Consider the following 16,832-nt stretch of genomic DNA (forward strand, 5'->3'; position numbering starts at 1 on the left):
TTATATATTTTAACGTGGCTGATTATATAACAAAAATTTTTAAAAACAGTAGAATTTTAGGACGGTATTTCAAAATTTTATTTAAAAAATATATTTAACTTTAATAAATTTTAATAATGTAATATTTTAATTTTTTATTTTTAAACTCGATTATCAAAGTCAAATTTTTGTTATTCTAATCTTATATTTAACTTAATTTATAAAAATTTTATTCTATTTTTGTCAAATTTTGACACAAATTTTACATTTTTTATAAAAATATTAGTATTTTGGCAATAAAAATTAAATTTTTTAGTTTAATTTAATTTTTAAAGTTATATCATTGTATCCAAATAACGTTATTAACAATTTTCTAACAAAGGATTAACAATGGAGTTTTTACAGCTACTATTTTTCCTTTTTTCGGCTTTGGTGCTTTATTTTAAGCCAGAGTTGAAATTTTTGGCGGTTTGCTTTGCGGTGCTTGGGTGTTTGTGTCTGATTGCACTTGAGTTTTATGTAAATCTATGGGTTGTTATACCAATAGGCAATTTATAAGGAGTTTGTCATGCAAAATAATGAAAAATGCTTTATAAATATGATGTCAATCGCAGTCATCGCTCTTATCATGCTTCCTGTTGGTATAGCCTGTGTGATTTTAGGCTTTGGCATGGGAGATAGTCCATGTGTAATGTGCTGGGCTGAGCGTATTACTATGATAGCTATAGCACTTATAGGGTTATTTATAGTGCGATATGGTCCTAAACGTGTTTATCTAGCTTCGCTGATATTTATGGCTTGTTGGGGCATGTTTAATGGTTTTATTCACTACTCTATCGATGGCACTTTTGGTGGATATTTGGATATCGGACAAGGTTTTGGGCTTGAAATTTTTGGTGCACATACTCAGTTTTGGGTGATTGTGGTTGATTTTTTTGTTCTTGTATTTTTGGCACTGATTTTATTTATGAGTAGAAATTTTGGTGAGATTATGCATAAGAGTGAAAATAAAGAGTTTGGCAAATACATACCATTAACACCAACTAGCAAATTTGCACATCTAGCTTTTATAGCGATAGTTGCATTAAACTGCTTACAAGCATTTATCACATCTGGTCCCCCACCTCATCTAGGTTCATCTACTCCACCACGCATGAGTCTAAATCCAGATAAGTGGTTTTGGGAGCAAGATCACTGGGAAAGTCCATTTGATTTTAGGTTTGATTGGGATGTAGAAAAGCCTGAGCTAGTGACATCTAGATCTAATGATTTGGTTTTACAAGCGGACGCTGGTGCTATAAAAAATATAAAATTTCTAACTCAAAGTGAAAAAATCACGCTTAATCTTGGCAAAAAACCACTAACTGGTTTAGATTTAAACAAAAAAACAGGCACTTTTGCCATAAGTGCTAATAATAATGGATTTTATGTAACTGATGCAAATTTTAATGCCTTAAGATACGCTAGACACGATAAGCACTTTATCATGGAGATGGAAGATAGTGTAGGTGCAACATGGTATAAAGATGAAGTGTCAATTATAAGCTATAACAAAACATTTGTGTCATATCTGCCAACAGATATAATTGATAAAGATGAACAAAATAGCCAATGGCGACACCTAATAGATGGTTATGATAAATTTAAGCTTACAGATTTTGGCAATAAAAATCGCTTTTTCACACTACGTGCAAAACAACAATACATCTTGGATTTTGATTATGACGAAGCCACAAATAAATATTTAATCGCTTCAGTTCCTAGTAAAACTAGACCAAGTTGGAGTGTTGCAATTTTAGATGGTGATGATAAGATGATAGTTGAGGAGTATGTGCCAAGTATAGGTGTAGAGCTAAAAGACGGCAAAACATTAGATGATTATTATATTACTGGTGTTGAGCTTGACACAGACTATGCATATTTACTAAGCAAGAATTATTCTAGTATATTAAAACTTGATCTAAAAGCAAAGCAGATAGTTGATGCGTTTGCATTCACTGGGGTATCAAACCCAAGAGCCATAACTATAAGAGATAATAAATTTTTAATTTTATCTCGTGAAAAAGATGAAAATATTGTGTTTGTTTTTAATATGCCTGTGCAAGAAACATTACCAGCAAAAGAGCAAGATGAGCAAATACAGTCAGATATGCAAAATTTATAATAACAAAAGTGTGTGAAATTTTGACTATGGTTAAAATTTCACAAAAAGGAGATTAATATGCAAAGACGATCTTTTTTAAAAGGCATGGGAGCGGGACTAGCTGTCGCTGGTGCAGCACCACAGCTTTTTGGCATGGAACAATTTAAGGTGGATTTTAAGCCAAAATCCTATAAAAATGAAAAGGGTGTAGAGTATCATTACCTAACCTGTCCTAGAAATTGCCGCGATGCCTGTTCTATGATTGCAGAAGTTAAAGACGGCAAAATGGTAAGTATCAAAGGCGATCCAAAACACCCACTCACTCAAGGCACAGTTTGCGTAAAGGGTCATACCTATGCTATGCACCTATATAACGCCGATCGCATTATGTATCCGATGAAGCGAGTTGGCAAAAAGGGAAGTGGGAAATGGGAGAGAATAAGCTGGGACAAAGCCCTAAAGGAGATAGCCCAAAAACTTACAAAAATCAAAGCTGAGTTTGGAGGAGAGGCACTGACTGAGTTTGTTTATTCTGGCAATGAAGGACATATATCAAAGACAATCTCAAGCGGAAATTTCTTTGAAAAATATGGCGCGACAAGACTTGTTAGAAACCCTTGCGACTGGCCAAGATATGCTGGAACGCCAAGTGTTATCGGCACGGACTTTTCAAAAGACGCTCTTGAGATTGATGAGAGTGATATGTATATTAGTTGGGGTTCAAACGAGTCTTATACTGCAGTTCACTGGGTTAAATTTGCTCACCGTGTTAAAAAAAGAGGTGGTAAGATAGTAGTTATAAACTCAGTGCGTGTGCCACTAGCAAATCAAGCTGATATGTTTATCCAGCTTCGACCATCAAGCGATCCAGCATTTTGTCTAGCGGTTTGCAAGGTGCTTATCGAAGAAGATCTTTACGATCATGAATTTATAGAAAAATACACAATGGGCTTTGACGAGCTTGTTAAAGAGTGCTCACTTTACACTTACGGCGAGTTAGCTGCGATGTGTGGTGCGAGTGTGGATCAGATTAAGGTATTTGCTCGTGAATACGCTCACGCAAAAGCACCAGCCATAATGCACGGCGATGGCGGTCAAAGACATTTTAATGGCGCAAGACTTGTTCGTGCGGTTACATTCTTGCCGGTTTTAGTTGGCTCACTTACTAAGCTTGGTGGCGGACTTTTCTGGGCATATGTGCATGTTAAGGGCTGTTTTAATTTTGAAAATTGTATGCCAGATTTATCGCCAAAAGACAAAGACGGCAATAAAATACAGCGTCAAGAAATAAGCTATGTTGAGTTTGGCAAAGGCATACAAAAAGAGGGCGCTACGTATCTTGGCAAGCCCGTTCCTGTGCCAATTAAAGCATGTATAAATTATAACTCAAATTTAATGGTAACTGCACCAAATACAAATTTGATTAAAAAACGCATTATGGACGATGACTTTTTCTTAGTTGTTATTGATCCATATGACATTGATACTTGTGATTATGCTGATTATGTGCTTCCAGGCGTTACATTTATGGAGAGCGAAGATATACAAAATGACCAAATTTCAGGCTATGTCTGCTACAACGCCCAAGCCGTTAAACCACTTGGCGAAGCTAAGACAAACTTAGAGTTTTTTAACGCTTTAGCAAAAGCTATGGGTTATACAGAAGAGTGCTTTAATTGGGATAGTGAGACGGTTTGCCGTCGCTTTTTAGATACAGAATTTGCCAAAAAGCAAAATATCACTTATGAAAAGCTAAAAAGTGTTGGCTGGATCAAGCCATTTAGGACGCCAGAGACGATGAAAGATCAGTTTCCTTACTATCCTTATACACCAAAAGATAAGCTAGTATTTGGAACTGAAAGTGGTAAAGCGGAGCTATACTCTAAAACATTTAAAGATGCTGGTTATCATCCTGTAATTGATTTAAATGACGATTGGGATTATTACAATGAAAAATACGGCAAAGACTATATTAAAAAGTATCCGCTTTATTTTATGACACCAGGAACACAGCTACAAGATAACTCAAACTGGGGAAATATGCCATATATCGTTAAGCGTGTGATAGTAAAAGGCAATGCTGAAATTTTCATGACAAAAGAGGATATGGATGCTCGTGGCATCAAAGACGGCGATACAGTCGAAGCCACAAACGAAAAAGGAACGGCTGTTTTTACGGTAGTGCAAACAAATCAGATGCAACCTGGAATTTGTTACGCATGGAATAACATCTGGTTAAAAGTTACAAAATCTCGCACAGGTGCAAATTTCCTTTGCTCTGATGGAGTTAGTGATCTTGGTAATGGTTCTACATATACAGCGACATTTGTAGAAGTCAAAAAAGCATCAAAACAAGAAAAGTAGTCGCACTAGTCTTGTGAGTTTTTGTGGGGCTAGAAAATTTGCATTTGATGGGCTATATGCTTAGCATTTGCTTAATTTTGGTAACTTTTGTTTGCAGGTGTTAGCCTGTAAAACAGAGCCGCAAATATCTTGCAATACTTTGTGTTAGCGTTAAATTTAAACGCTTAGACGCTCTTGTTTTAAGTAGAAAGGAACAAAAAATGAAAACACAAAGAAAACTTGGATTTTTATTTGATTATAATTTTTGTATCGGATGCTTAGCATGTGAAATATCTTGTCAGGTGTATCACAATCAACATCCAGATATAAATTGGCGTAAGGTTGATTTGGTACCTATTATAGAAGATGGGCTACACAAGGACGTGTATATAACACACTCATGTCATCATTGTGATGATCCAGCTTGTATGAATGTCTGTCCAGTAGGTGCATATGAAAAGCTAGACAATGGCATAATCCAACCTATACACGATAAATGCATAGGTTGTGGGTATTGCTTCTTAGCTTGTCCTTATAATGCTATAAGCAAAGGCAAAGATGGCAAGGCTCAAAAATGCAACATGTGTGCTGAAAAAGTCGAGCGTGGCGAAGAACCAGCATGTGTAGCAGGATGCCCTTGTGATGTTTTACGCATAGTTGATATTTCAGTCGCTGATAGTGCTGATATGAAAAAAGAGATGCCAGGATTTAAGCATTTCTTTACCAAGCCAAATGTTCGTTTTTATCCTAGAATGAAAAGAAATAGCTTCATACTATAAAGGATAAATTATGAAAGAGATGATGAGTGAGCTAAAAATAAGTCTAGCAAAAGAAGATATGCTAAGACGAATATTTTTGATTGAAATTTCAGATGAAAATTTTGCTGAAATTTTAAAAATTTCAAACGATTTTGATGAAATTTCAAAAAACCATAAACTATTAAGCGATATTAAAAATACAATAAATACTAAAAACACAGACGAAACTAGATATGAATACAATAGGCTTTTTGTAGGGCCTCGTCGTCCTAAAGCGGTGCCATATGAATCAACATATTTTGATTACAAAAATATGTTTGGCACACAAACCATGGATGTAAGGGCTTATTATCAAAGCGTTGGATTAAAGATAGATAGTGAGCTGTTTGACAAAATCCCTGACGATCACATAGGCTATGAGTTTCAGTTTTTGTATTATTTAAGTTATTTAGCTTTAGACAAATTAAGCCAAAATGAGCTAGATGCAGTGTATGAAATTTTAGAGCTTAAAGCAGAGTTTATAAATGCTCATCCATCAAAGTGGTTTGATAAATTTACTCAGGCTATCACAAACGAAAGCAGCTTTGAGATATTTTGTAGTTTAGCCTCGTTTTTAAATAAATATTTGCAAAACGAGATAAACAAACTTAAGAAAATTTTGGCAAAAAACAAGTAGTACTTAAATGTATTAACAAATAAATTTAGGTGTTTGTGATTTAAAACTCACAAAACAAAAGAAAGGATATAAAATGCAACAAGAAATCTGGGGCTGGCTCATAGTCATATATCTATTTTTAGGTGGCTTAGGGGCTGGAGCATTTATAGCAGCGACGTTGGCATATAAGGGATATTTGGGTAACTTAAATGAAGTGTTTTATAAATATGGCTTTGTAACCGCACCTGTAACGGTTATAGTAGGCACTGTGCTTTTGGTGCTTGATTTAGCGACACTTAATCCATTTAAAATTTTAAATCTTTTTACAAATCCACTATCGATGATGAGCTTAGGAACGTATTTACTTACGTTTTTTATCATCGTTAGCTTCTTGGTTTATAAAAGCGTTAAAGAGGGCAAGAAAATATGCGATCACATGCTGATACTTGGCACCATACTAGCAATAGGCGTAATGGGCTATACAGGATTGTTACTATATGCTGTCAAGGCTATACCGCTTTGGGCTAGTTTGTGGTTGCCTATATTATTTAGCATATCAGCACTATCAACAGGTCTTAGCCTAAACTCATTAGCTGTAATTAATACAGGTCAGATGCTTACACATAAGATTCATAAGCTACATACTATTTTGCTTGGTTGTGAAATAGTGGCTGTTATAGCATTGTTTGCTATGGTTTTTGGGCAAGATGCGGCGATGATGAGTTTAGAGAAAATTCTAGCTGGTTCTTTGGCGTTTATATTTTGGTTTGGCTTTGTGATACTTGGCATTATGTTGCCGTTTGTTGGCGGAGTAAAACACATGCTAAGCACATGCGATGGGATAAATGTATGCAACGAAAACGTAAGTGGTTCAAAATTGCATGAAATAGGAGTATTAATAGGTGGCTTTTGCCTAAGGGTATTTATTATATTTGGTGCTTTTTATATATTTTAAGTTTAAGTAAGGTAGCTGTATAATGCTACCTTGTAATTTGAAATTTTAGGGTTTTTATGAAATTTAAAGAGTATAAAAAGCAAAATTTTAGCAGTTTTGATTATTTTAAGGCTGATGAGATGAGCTTTAAAGGCTTTATAAAATTAAGCTTTGATCAAGCACTAAATGATAATAAATTTGATGAATTTATGCTAGATATAGACAATAAAGCTCTAAACTCAAGCCCAAATTTTACTCAAAAACATCCAGTTTGTATATCGCATTTAAAATTTCAAAACAATACATTTCAATTTAGAATTTGCTGTGAAAATAAAGTAAATTCACTAGGATATAGGCTATTTATAAAACGTGAAGATACGCTTGATTATCTCACCCAAGATATCAATGAAGTCGATAAAATCGCACTATGGCTAAAAGATGAAATACTAACCGAGCATAGCTGTATATCAAAGTGTGGCTGGTGGATAACTGATACTTGGAGAGATATGTTTGTCATAAATGACACAAGTGAGAGTGAGAGCTTTATACGTGAAATTTTGACACATCCATACACAAGCGAAATGATAAAAATCAACGAAAAATTACACAACCTAAGCTTTAAATTTTAACCGCCTAACTCAACGCACTTTCACTCATAAGCCTTTTGATTTTTAATCGTTTCATAATCAACACCTTGCATTATACGTTTGCGTAAGGTATTAAAATTTGGGCTTATTAGACTCCGACTTTCATCATATTCAAGCGGTTTTACACCTATAATATCAGCCAAGGTGTGTGGCAAGTCATCAGTCATAAATGGCTTATCTTTCGCCTCTTGTATCTTTTGCCAAAGCTCACTATGTTTGGCTTTAAACTCATCACTTGCAATAAACATAAGTGGAATTTCACAAGTAAATCTACTAACAAATCCATGTCCTAAAAGCCCCTTAAACTCAAAAAGACTTTCGCCATGGTCTGAAAAATAAAGTATCAAGCTATCATTATCTTTAAAAATTTTATAAATTTCATTTATAATAAAATCATTATAAACTATGCTGTTTAGGTATTGCGATAAAATTTCTTTTTGCTTTTCGTCTATCGGCTCATCTATCTCATCTTTTTTAAATTTATTAAACTCACTTGGATAACGTAATTTGTATTTTATATGATTTCCTAAAAGATGAACGATATAAAATCCGCTCTCGTTTTTAAACTCAAGCAAAAATGGTAACAATTCTTCATCATAAATTGATGCATTAGATCTAGCATGAGTTTGAAGTCCGCCTGTAAATTTCATACTATCAGCACCTTTTACTACTGCGGTTGCAGCACTTTGATAGCTACTAAAAATTTCTTGATTGCTTATCCAAGAAGTATTGTAACCTGCTAGTTTGAATAAATCTATTATATTTAAGCTATCACTATAGTGCTTTGAATTTTTACTCTCATAATTATTAAAATTTAAAGCATATTCAAGAACGGGATTTGTAGCAGTATAGGGAGATATGACATCATTAAATTTAATTAGATTATGAGAATTTTCTAAGTTTTTAAGAAGTGGTGTTGTGGGAATTTTATAATCATACAAAGACATATAGTGCCTTGACAGACTTTCTCCAATGATTAGCACTACATTTTTTACCCTGTTATTACTCTCTCTCTCTCTCTCTCGATTTTTGGCTATTATATTTTTATTTAATTCAAAGTGTTTTTGATAGTTTAGCTCTGCCATTTTTACCCCATTAAGTGGGTTTTTATCTGTAAAATACTCATTTATACTAAAACTAAATCTAAAAAATGATAATTTTTCTAATTGTTTTGTGTTAAATTCGCCATTTTTGATACTTTTATTTGTAAAAATAATTGTTGATATTATAAAAATAAATAAAAATATCATCATTGATTTTTTACTAAAATTTGGCGATTTTAGTTTTTGCAAAAATATTATAAACAAAATTATAGCTATACTTAAAAATAAAAATTTCAAATCAAAAAAAGTTTGAATAAATTCTATCGTTTCACTCTTGTTTGTATGCATAATCGCATCTAAAATAAAAATTGAAAAAGGCGAATGAAATTTCATTAAAGTAAAAAGTTCAAAAATAAATGTAAAAATATTTATGCAAAGTAAAATTTTTAGCATAAATTCTGCCAATTTTTCTGATATTAAAAATAGTGTCATAAAAACTAAATTTAATACGCAAAAAACAATAATCAAACTTGTTATATTAGCGTCAATAAGCCTTAAAACAAGACCTAAATCATTAAAATTTACAATAGATATAATTAAAAAATTTAATATCAAAATTGATAAAAATGAGTTAAAATTTGGCTTTTTTGTTAAAAACTCAAAAAACTTGGTATAAATTTGTAAAACTGGTAAAATTCTAGATAAAAATTTATTTACCATTAGTATATCCCAGTTGCAGTTCTTACATTTTGCATTATAGGCATAGCGATTTTTCGGGCTTTTTCAGCTCCTTGGCTTAGAATTTGCTCGACCTCTTTAGCATTGTTGCAATAATACTCAAATTTCTCTCTCGCGTCCTTAAAATACTCCCAAACAAGCTCGTTTAGATACATTTTAAAATGCCCATGTCCCTCACCGCCACGCTCGTAACGAGCTTGCAAATCACGCTGCGCACCTTCATCTAAAAACAACTTTGCGATGTTATAGACATTGCAGTTTGCCCACTCTTTTGGGGCCTCAAGCGGTGTTGCATCGGTTACGATAGATGAGATTTGCTTTTTTAGAGTTTTTGCGTCGGCAAAAATATCTATAGTATTGCCGTAGCTTTTGCTCATCTTTGCACCGTCAGTTCCTGGCACAGTTGCGACATTTTCATCGACTTTATGCTTTGGAAGCTTTAAAATTTCACCGTGTTCGTTGTTAAATTTTATCGCGATATCACGTGCGATCTCGACATGCTGGATCTGATCCTTACCAACAGGCACAACATCAGCACCAAATAGCAAGATATCCGCTGCCATCAGCACTGGATAACTAAAAAGCCCATGATTTGCAGCGATGCCTTTTGCGGTCTTGTCTTTGTAGCTGTGGGCGCGTTCAAGTAGTCCCATTGGCGTGTATTGGCTTAGCACCCAGTAAAGCTCAAGTACCTCCTTTACATCGCTTTGCACCCAAAATGTAGATTTTTCTGGATCAATTCCTAGTGCTAAAAACGCAGCCGCTGCTTCAAGCGTATTTTGGCGTAAAATTTTAGCTTCACTAACTGAGGTCATCGCATGATAATTTGCGATAAACATAAACATTTCACTTGAATTTTGTGCATCTACCATCTGTTTAATCGAGGCAAAATAGTTGCCAAGGTGTAGCTTTCCGCTAGGTTGAAGCCCTGTTAATACTCTCAATCTCTCTCCTTATTTTTCTAAACTTAATTTATCAATTATCTCATCTGATATCTGTTGTGGTGTTTTATTTTCAACATCTATAATGATGTCAGCCTTGCTTTCATATAAACTCTCTCTAGCATTATGAAGCTCTTTTGCTTTATCTAAGTCTCTTAAAAGCGGTCTTTTTGCAAATTTTTTATCGCTGTTTTCGCTGTTTTTTAAGCGATTTATAATCGCTTCAAAGCTTGATTTTAAATAAATTACTTTGCCTATTTTGTTTAGTTTTTTTACTTTAGCAAAGCCGCCTCCAGTTGAAATGATGGCATTTTTAACGTTTTTAGATAAAAATTTTGCCAAATCTTTTTCAAGATTTCTAAAATACTCTTCGCCGTTTTTAGCAAAAATTTCAGATATTTTTAAATTTTCTTTACTCTCTATCAAATCATCACAATCAAGCGTAAATCGCCCAAGCTCTTTGCTTAGCTCACGCGCAATAGTGCCTTTGCCAACGCCCATAAAGCCGATTAAGACTATATTTTCACGGCTTTTTTTAGGTTTTTGCTTTAAATTTTCACTCATTTTCGCTACTCTCATCGCTATTTTCACCGCGTTTTTTCGGCACAAAAACAAGTGGCACACCGCTTAACTCAAAACTATCTCTAAGCTTATTTGCAAGATAGCGCTTATAGCTAAAATGCAAAGCTCTAGGGCGATTCATAATAAGTGCTATACGTGGCGGAGCAAAACCAAACTGCACAGCATAGTAAATTTTAACGCTTCTGCCTTTATCGTGTGGAAGTGGATGTGTTTTTGTGGCTTCATTTATTGCTTCATTTAGTTTTGATGTCTGCAATTTTTGTGTAAAATTACGATAAACACTTAGTATCAAATCATAAAGTTTATGCACTCTTTTGCCGCCAAGTGCCGAAACACTAATAATTGGCGCGTAAGCTAAAAATTTAAACCTATAGCGTATATCTTTGCAAAGCTCATCAAACTCAATCTTGCTCTTATCCCACTTATTTAGCACAATTATCATACCAAGCTCAAATTTAGACGCAACTCCAGCTATACGCTCATCAAGCTCACTAAGCGGCTCTGAGCTATCTAGCACAAGCAAAGCGATATCTGTTTTTTCAAGCACTTTTTGTGTGCGATTTAACGCATATCGCTCGATGCCATCTATCTTGCCACGACGCCTAATCCCAGCCGTATCGACAAACTCATAAATCCGCCCATCATGCTCATAAATTTCATTAACCGGATCTATCGTCGTTCCAGCTACATCGCTAACTACTGCTCTTGAATCCTTTACAAGTGCATTTAAAAGGCTTGATTTACCGACATTTACGCGCCCTACTATACCTACACGGATATTTTTATCTTCGTAGTTTTCACTCTTGCTAAGCTCACCATCATCATCAAAATTTTCTAAAAAATCATCAAAATCATCATTGCCATCATCTGGCTTTATCAAATTGGTTTTTAGGTGCTTGTGTATCCACTGCACAAGCTCATCAACGCCAGTAGCATGAGAAACTGATATATGAAAAACATCCTTTGCACCAAAACTTATAAATTCCCACGCTCTAGCTTCATCTTTTTTGCTATCTACCTTATTTATAACAAGTGCAATTGGTAGATTTAATCCGCTTAGCGAATAAAAAAGCTCTTTATCTTCATCGCTTGGCATAAATTTAGCATCAACCATATAGATGATAATATCGGCATTTTTAGCCTCGTCAAGTGTTTTAATCTTTACATTACGAAACAACTCAGAGCTATCATCAAGTCCGCCACTATCTATTAAAATGCAACTTTTATCATATATTTGAATCTGAGTTTTATTAGTATCTCTTGTGGTTCCTGCTACATCGCTAGTAATAGCTATACGCTCACGAGCCAGGCGATTAAATAACGAGCTTTTGCCTACATTTGGCTTTCCGACTAATATTACTTTTTGCATATTTTTCCTTTTATTTATGCATTAATTATACATTAACACTTATAAAATTAAGCAAAATTTCACTAAAATATTGCCTTTTTAAGTTAAAGGTAAAATTTCATTGCACAAATTAATAATTAAAAACTTAGGCATTTATTATATGCTAATTGCTTGTATGATGTTTGCTTTCACTGGTGCTTGTGCCAAAATTTTAGGCTCACACATGCCATCAATTGAGGTTGTGTTTTTTAGAAATTTAGTAGGACTTGGCATAGTCGTATATGCGTTGTTTAAATTTAAACAAGCTCATGTCGGCGGACACTTTTGGCTACTTATGTTTCGCGGATTTATCGGCACAATGGCGATGTTTGCTTTTTTTTATAACGTCGCTCATATCAACCTTGCAGCGGCTTTTACATTTTCTAAAACTAGTCCTATTTTTACAGCTATAATAGCTGCGATCGTTTTTAAAGAAGCATTAAGCTATAAGGGTTGGAGTGCGATATGTCTTGGTTTTATAGGGATTTTGCTAATAATTCAGCCAAATTTAGGCATAAGCAAAACAGACCTGATTGGCATATGGAGCGGAATTGGTGCAGCTATGGCATACACAAGCGTTAGAGAACTCAAAAAAAGCTACTCGACAAATACAATCGTGTTTGTTTTTATGTGTTGGGGGACGGCGCTGCCTATTATTTTTATGAGCATGGCTGAATTTATCGCATATGAGCCACTTGATTTTTTACTATCTAAATTTGTTATGCCAAGCATTCATAGTATTTTTTTTATAGTGCTTATGGGCGTTAGTGGGTATTTTTTTCAAGTGTATATGACTAAGTCTTACGCAGTCGCAAAAAAGGCTGGTGTAGTAGCAGCCGTAAGCTATGCGGATGTTATTTTTACCTTAATTATTGGATATTTTATGGGCGATAGTTTGCCAAATTTAGTTGCATTTTTTGGTATAATGCTAGTCATTTTAAGCGGAATAATCGTAGTAAGGGAGAAGTAATGATACTAATAGCAGGACCGTGTGCGATAGAGAGCGAAGAGCTTGTGATGACAGTCGCTGAGCGGTTAGTGAAATTTAATGAAGATAGCAGGATAGATTTTTATTTTAAATCAAGTTTTGATAAGGCAAATCGCACAAGCATTAGCTCATTTCGCGGTCCCGGTCTTGAAAAGGGTTGCGAAATTTTGGCTCGTGTGAAGGAAAAATTTGGCTTTAAGATAGTTACTGACATTCACGAAAGCTATCAAGCATCGCCCGTGGGCGAGGTGGCTGATGTGGTGCAAATACCAGCGTTTTTGTGTCGTCAAACCGATCTATTGGTAGCAGCAGCAAAAACAAAAGCGGTCGTAAATATCAAAAAAGGGCAGTTTTTAGCAGCATCGGCTATGAAGCACTCGGTTAAAAAGGTTCTTGAAACGCGTGGAATTTCAAGTGATGGATATGATGTGGCGAAGGAAAATGGCGTATGGCTGTGTGAAAGAGGAAGCACATTTGGGTATGGAAATTTAGTCGTGGATATGCGAAATCTCGTTCTTATGCGTGAGTTTGCACCTGTGATTTTTGACGCAACTCACAGCGTGCAAATGCCATCGGCCTTAGGTGAAAAAAGTGGCGGAGACGCTAGATTTGTGCCATATCTTGCTAGAGCAGCAGCAAGTGTGGGCGTGGATGGATTTTTTTACGAAACGCATATAAATCCTTGCGAAGCGATGTGCGATGGACCAAATATGCTAAATCTTGATGAGCTTGAAAAAGTAGTCGAGCAGACACTAAAAATAGAAGAAATTTTAAAGGAAGCAAAATGAAAAATATTATAACATTTATCTTTGCTACAATATTTTTAGTTGGTTGCGGACAAAACCAGCCAAAAGTGCCAACTGCAAGCGCTTTTAAATTTGATAAGATAGACTATACTCATATCCAATATCATCAGCCTACAAAATTTACATATCAAAGCCCACAAGATGTTGAAAAAAAATATAACGAGCAAATTTTAGATGCATTACAAAATAACAATTTACTAGATCAAAACTCGACAGATGAGCTTAAAATTTCAATAAAACATCAAAGAGAATTTGGTGGTGAGGCAACACCTTTAAAAAGTGACAGAATGGGAAATATCTGGCTTTATTACAATATACAAATTATCAGAAATGGTGAGATTTTAAGAAATTATACATCATCAAGAGAGCGCTACGATCCGGGATTTTTTGGTAATTTAAAAACAATAGCGATGCAAAATACAGATGACAAGCTAGAAAATGATGCTATATCGGCTATGGCACGTCATATTATAAAAATAATTAAAGAAAAATTTTAAAGGAAGCAAAATGAACATAATCGAAGGAAATTTAGCCCTAAACGGCAAGGAAAAGATCGCAATCATAAACGCTAGGTTTAATCACATCATCACAGATCGCTTGGTAGAGGGTGCAAAAGATGCGTTTTTACGCCATGGCGGCGATGAGAAAAACTTAAGCCTTATTTTGGTGCCTGGTGCTTTTGAGATACCAATGGCACTACAAAAGGCACTTGAGAGTGGAAAATTTGACGCTGTTTGCTGTGTGGGAGCGGTGATTCGTGGCTCAACTCCGCACTTTGACTATGTATCGGCTGAAACCACAAAAGGTATAGCAAATGTAACGCTAAAATACGGTAAGCCAGTAACATTTGGTGTGCTAACAGTCGATAGTATCGAGCAAGCGATAGAGCGAGCAGGCTCAAAGGCTGGAAATAAGGGCTTTGAAGCGATGACTGGCGTTATAGAAATGCTAAGTCTTTATAGAAATTTAAAGGCGTAAAATGGCGACACGTCATCAAGCAAGAGAGGCAATAATATCCCTTTTATACGCATATGAAATGGGCACAAATAGCGATGAATTTACAAGTGAATTTTTAGAAGAAAAAAAGATACGAAACGAAAGAAGAAATGACGCCATAAAAGCTTTTGACGAAATTTTAGCAAAACAACAAGAAATAGATGAGATTATAAAAGCAAACTTAAAAGATAACGACTTAGAAAAAGTTGGCATGGTTGAAAGAGCAATACTTAGGTTAGGCATTTATGAGATGAAATACTTAAAAATCGATAGACCAGTTATCATAAACGAAGCTATTGAGTTAGCAAAAGAGCTATGTTCAGACTCAAGTCCAAGATTTATAAATGGCGTACTGGCAAATATAAAATAATTAGGATAAGATGTGGATTATTACGAAATACTTGAAATACCGCGTTCAGCAAGTGCTGACGAGATAAAAAAAGCATATAGGAAATTGGCATTAAAATATCATCCAGATAGAAATCAAGGCGACAAAGAAGCCGAGGATAAATTTAAACAAGTCAATGAAGCCTATCAAGTGCTAAGCGATGAAGAGAAGCGAAGTATGTATGATAGATACGGCAAAGATGGCTTAAATCAGGCTGGTGGCTTTGGTGGGTTTGGTTCGGCTGGATTTGATTTTGATGATATTAGCGATGTGTTTAGCTCATTTTTTGGGGGTGGCGGACGCACTCGTGCAAAAAGAAATCTTGATAAATATCCAGCCGATTTAGAAATTTCAATAACGATTGATTTTAACGAAGCGGTTTTTGGTTGTGAAAAAGAGATACAATACACCAGTAAAACGCCATGTAAAAAATGTAACGGCACAGGTAGCAAAGACGGCAAACGAACAACATGTCCGCACTGTGGCGGCAAGGGTAGGATAGCCCAAACACGTGGATTTATGCAATTTGTGCAAGACTGTCATCATTGTGGCGGAACTGGCGAAATTATAAAAGAAAAATGCGATAGCTGTAAGGGCAAAGCATACGAAGAGCAAAAACAAAGTCTTAAAATCAACATTCCAGAAGGTATTGATGATGGAATGCGTATGCGAGTAAGTGGCAAAGGCAACAAAACAACAAGTGGTGCGATGGGCGATTTGTATGTGGTTATAAATGTAAAACAAGATGAATTTTTTGTAAGACACAATGACGATATTTACGTGGAAATTCCAGTATTTTTTACTCAAGCTGCACTTGGCGAAAGCATAAGCATACCAACATTAAGAGGCGAAAAAAAGCTAGATTTACCAGTTGGAGCAAAAGACAAACAGCAATTTGTTTTTGAAAATGAGGGCGTAAAGAGTGTAAATTCTAAATATTACGGAAATTTCGTAGTGCAAATATCAGTTCAAACACCTAAAAAACTAAGCGATGAACAAATAGAACTTCTAAAAAAACTACAAGAAAGCTTTGGGATTAAAAGCGGCGAAAGCACCAAAAATCATGAAAGTGTATTTGATAAAATTAAAAGCTGGTTTAGCGGTGAATAAATTTAAGGGATTAAATATCCCTTAAATTTAAATCAAACTAGATAATTTTTAGCCACTCTCAATCCCAACCCAATCTTAATTTATTCTTGCTATTTTAATAAAACTTTATACAAATTTTATTGATTTTGTATTAATTTCATATCTTTTAAATAAATATAAATTTTAATAAATCTTTATATTTAAATAGCAAACAAGTAAAACAATAGATTTATTTATTGTGCTTTAGCACCATTTTTAAAAAACTTGGTAGCAACTGCAAGAAAAGCCAAATAAAGCCACTCACAAAGTGATGCTTATTTAAACTTCTTAAGTTTAAATAATAAAGATAGCCACCGTAAGACAGACTAAGTAAATACTTGCTAAGCAATAAAGTATTTTAAGCCATAACAACAAA

General features: G+C 34.7%; 17 protein-coding genes. 13 read left to right on the forward strand and 4 right to left on the reverse strand.

Annotation, left to right across the window (positions count from 1 at the left end; genetic code table 11):
- Positions 1 to 369 precede the first annotated feature (369 nt).
- The 7 genes from LQU93_RS00675 (at position 370) to LQU93_RS00705 (ending at position 7,441) form a co-directional block, all read left to right on the forward strand.
- Positions 370 to 537 (forward strand): hypothetical protein, encoded by a 168-nt coding sequence (locus LQU93_RS00675; RefSeq protein ID WP_229931959.1) that lies wholly within the window; start codon positions 370 to 372, stop codon positions 535 to 537.
- Positions 538 to 547: 10 nt separating this feature from the next.
- Entirely contained in the window at positions 548 to 2,143 is a 1,596-nt protein-coding gene (locus LQU93_RS00680; protein WP_229931960.1) for a disulfide bond formation protein B, read from the forward strand.
- Between the two features lie 57 nt (positions 2,144 to 2,200).
- Entirely contained in the window at positions 2,201 to 4,486 is a 2,286-nt protein-coding gene (locus tag LQU93_RS00685; protein WP_229931961.1) for a molybdopterin-containing oxidoreductase family protein, read from the forward strand.
- Positions 4,487 to 4,686: 200 nt separating this feature from the next.
- Complete coding sequence (locus LQU93_RS00690; protein WP_229931962.1) at positions 4,687 to 5,244, forward strand: 4Fe-4S dicluster domain-containing protein; 558 nt, start codon at positions 4,687 to 4,689, stop codon at positions 5,242 to 5,244.
- Positions 5,245 to 5,254: 10 nt separating this feature from the next.
- A complete protein-coding gene (locus tag LQU93_RS00695) occupies positions 5,255 to 5,899 on the forward strand; it encodes a TorD/DmsD family molecular chaperone (protein ID WP_229931963.1) in 645 nt (214 codons plus the stop codon).
- A 73-nt stretch (positions 5,900 to 5,972) separates the two neighbouring features.
- Entirely contained in the window at positions 5,973 to 6,833 is an 861-nt protein-coding gene (gene nrfD / locus LQU93_RS00700) for an NrfD/PsrC family molybdoenzyme membrane anchor subunit (RefSeq protein ID WP_229931964.1), read from the forward strand.
- Between the two features lie 56 nt (positions 6,834 to 6,889).
- On the forward strand, positions 6,890 to 7,441 hold the full coding sequence (locus LQU93_RS00705) for an effector protein (RefSeq protein ID WP_229931965.1): 552 nt from the start codon (positions 6,890 to 6,892) through the stop codon (positions 7,439 to 7,441).
- 20 nt (positions 7,442 to 7,461) lie between these two features.
- Here the strand turns inward: LQU93_RS00705 and LQU93_RS00710 are convergent, their stop codons facing one another.
- From LQU93_RS00710 to der, 4 genes are read right to left on the reverse strand one after another with little or no spacing between them, the layout of a single operon-like run.
- Positions 7,462 to 9,222 carry a phosphoethanolamine transferase gene (locus tag LQU93_RS00710; RefSeq protein WP_229931966.1) on the reverse strand — a complete coding sequence of 587 codons (1,761 nt, stop codon included), beginning with the start codon at positions 9,220 to 9,222 and terminating at the stop codon, positions 7,462 to 7,464.
- On the reverse strand, positions 9,222 to 10,184 hold the full coding sequence (gene trpS, locus LQU93_RS00715; protein WP_229931967.1) for a tryptophan--tRNA ligase: 963 nt from the start codon (positions 10,182 to 10,184) through the stop codon (positions 9,222 to 9,224). The genes LQU93_RS00710 and trpS overlap by 1 nt, the downstream gene beginning before the upstream one ends.
- 9 nt (positions 10,185 to 10,193) lie before the next feature.
- Positions 10,194 to 10,760 carry a shikimate kinase gene (locus LQU93_RS00720; RefSeq protein WP_229931968.1) on the reverse strand — a complete coding sequence of 189 codons (567 nt, stop codon included), beginning with the start codon at positions 10,758 to 10,760 and terminating at the stop codon, positions 10,194 to 10,196.
- Positions 10,738 to 12,132 (reverse strand): ribosome biogenesis GTPase Der, encoded by a 1,395-nt coding sequence (gene der / locus LQU93_RS00725; RefSeq protein WP_229931969.1) that lies wholly within the window; start codon positions 12,130 to 12,132, stop codon positions 10,738 to 10,740. Before der ends, LQU93_RS00720 begins: the two co-directional genes overlap by 23 nt.
- Positions 12,133 to 12,232: 100 nt before the next feature.
- On the opposite strand from der, the gene LQU93_RS00730 reads away from it, so the two are divergent.
- The 6 genes from LQU93_RS00730 to dnaJ are packed head-to-tail and all read left to right on the forward strand — an operon-like array spanning position 12,233 to position 16,438.
- Complete coding sequence (locus tag LQU93_RS00730; RefSeq protein WP_229931970.1) at positions 12,233 to 13,120, forward strand: DMT family transporter; 888 nt, start codon at positions 12,233 to 12,235, stop codon at positions 13,118 to 13,120.
- The gene (gene kdsA, locus LQU93_RS00735) at positions 13,120 to 13,926 is read left to right on the forward strand and encodes a 3-deoxy-8-phosphooctulonate synthase (protein ID WP_229931971.1); all 807 of its coding nucleotides are present in this window, start codon (positions 13,120 to 13,122) and stop codon (positions 13,924 to 13,926) included. The genes LQU93_RS00730 and kdsA overlap by 1 nt, the downstream gene beginning before the upstream one ends.
- Complete coding sequence (locus tag LQU93_RS00740) at positions 13,923 to 14,441, forward strand: hypothetical protein (protein ID WP_229931972.1); 519 nt, start codon at positions 13,923 to 13,925, stop codon at positions 14,439 to 14,441. The genes kdsA and LQU93_RS00740 overlap by 4 nt, the downstream gene beginning before the upstream one ends.
- 10 nt (positions 14,442 to 14,451) lie before the next feature.
- Positions 14,452 to 14,922 (forward strand): 6,7-dimethyl-8-ribityllumazine synthase, encoded by a 471-nt coding sequence (ribH, locus tag LQU93_RS00745; protein WP_229931973.1) that lies wholly within the window; start codon positions 14,452 to 14,454, stop codon positions 14,920 to 14,922.
- A 1-nt stretch (position 14,923) separates the two neighbouring features.
- The gene (gene nusB, locus LQU93_RS00750; protein ID WP_229931974.1) at positions 14,924 to 15,310 is read left to right on the forward strand and encodes a transcription antitermination factor NusB; all 387 of its coding nucleotides are present in this window, start codon (positions 14,924 to 14,926) and stop codon (positions 15,308 to 15,310) included.
- A 12-nt stretch (positions 15,311 to 15,322) separates the two neighbouring features.
- On the forward strand, positions 15,323 to 16,438 hold the full coding sequence (gene dnaJ, locus LQU93_RS00755; protein ID WP_229931975.1) for a molecular chaperone DnaJ: 1,116 nt from the start codon (positions 15,323 to 15,325) through the stop codon (positions 16,436 to 16,438).
- The last annotated feature ends 394 nt before the right edge of the window (positions 16,439 to 16,832 follow it).

Source organism: Campylobacter majalis (assembly GCF_905120465.1).
Classification (GTDB): domain Bacteria; phylum Campylobacterota; class Campylobacteria; order Campylobacterales; family Campylobacteraceae; genus Campylobacter_A; species Campylobacter_A majalis.

Excerpts from the sequence above, each read along its gene's own strand:
- LQU93_RS00695 (WP_229931963.1), top strand. The coding sequence starts at position 5,255 with ATGAAAGAGATGATGAGTGAGCTAAAAATAAGTCTAGCAAAAGAAGAT.
- LQU93_RS00710 (WP_229931966.1), bottom strand. The coding sequence starts at position 9,222 with ATGGTAAATAAATTTTTATCTAGAATTTTACCAGTTTTACAAATTTAT.
- LQU93_RS00740 (WP_229931972.1), top strand. The coding sequence starts at position 13,923 with ATGAAAAATATTATAACATTTATCTTTGCTACAATATTTTTAGTTGGT.
- nrfD (WP_229931964.1), top strand. The coding sequence starts at position 5,973 with ATGCAACAAGAAATCTGGGGCTGGCTCATAGTCATATATCTATTTTTA.
- der (WP_229931969.1), bottom strand. The coding sequence starts at position 12,132 with ATGCAAAAAGTAATATTAGTCGGAAAGCCAAATGTAGGCAAAAGCTCG.
- LQU93_RS00690 (WP_229931962.1), top strand. The coding sequence starts at position 4,687 with ATGAAAACACAAAGAAAACTTGGATTTTTATTTGATTATAATTTTTGT.
- LQU93_RS00685 (WP_229931961.1), top strand. The coding sequence starts at position 2,201 with ATGCAAAGACGATCTTTTTTAAAAGGCATGGGAGCGGGACTAGCTGTC.
- nusB (WP_229931974.1), top strand. The coding sequence starts at position 14,924 with ATGGCGACACGTCATCAAGCAAGAGAGGCAATAATATCCCTTTTATAC.
- kdsA (WP_229931971.1), top strand. The coding sequence starts at position 13,120 with ATGATACTAATAGCAGGACCGTGTGCGATAGAGAGCGAAGAGCTTGTG.
- LQU93_RS00680 (WP_229931960.1), top strand. The coding sequence starts at position 548 with ATGCAAAATAATGAAAAATGCTTTATAAATATGATGTCAATCGCAGTC.
- LQU93_RS00705 (WP_229931965.1), top strand. The coding sequence starts at position 6,890 with ATGAAATTTAAAGAGTATAAAAAGCAAAATTTTAGCAGTTTTGATTAT.
- ribH (WP_229931973.1), top strand. The coding sequence starts at position 14,452 with ATGAACATAATCGAAGGAAATTTAGCCCTAAACGGCAAGGAAAAGATC.
- LQU93_RS00675 (WP_229931959.1), top strand. The coding sequence starts at position 370 with ATGGAGTTTTTACAGCTACTATTTTTCCTTTTTTCGGCTTTGGTGCTT.
- LQU93_RS00720 (WP_229931968.1), bottom strand. The coding sequence starts at position 10,760 with ATGAGAGTAGCGAAAATGAGTGAAAATTTAAAGCAAAAACCTAAAAAA.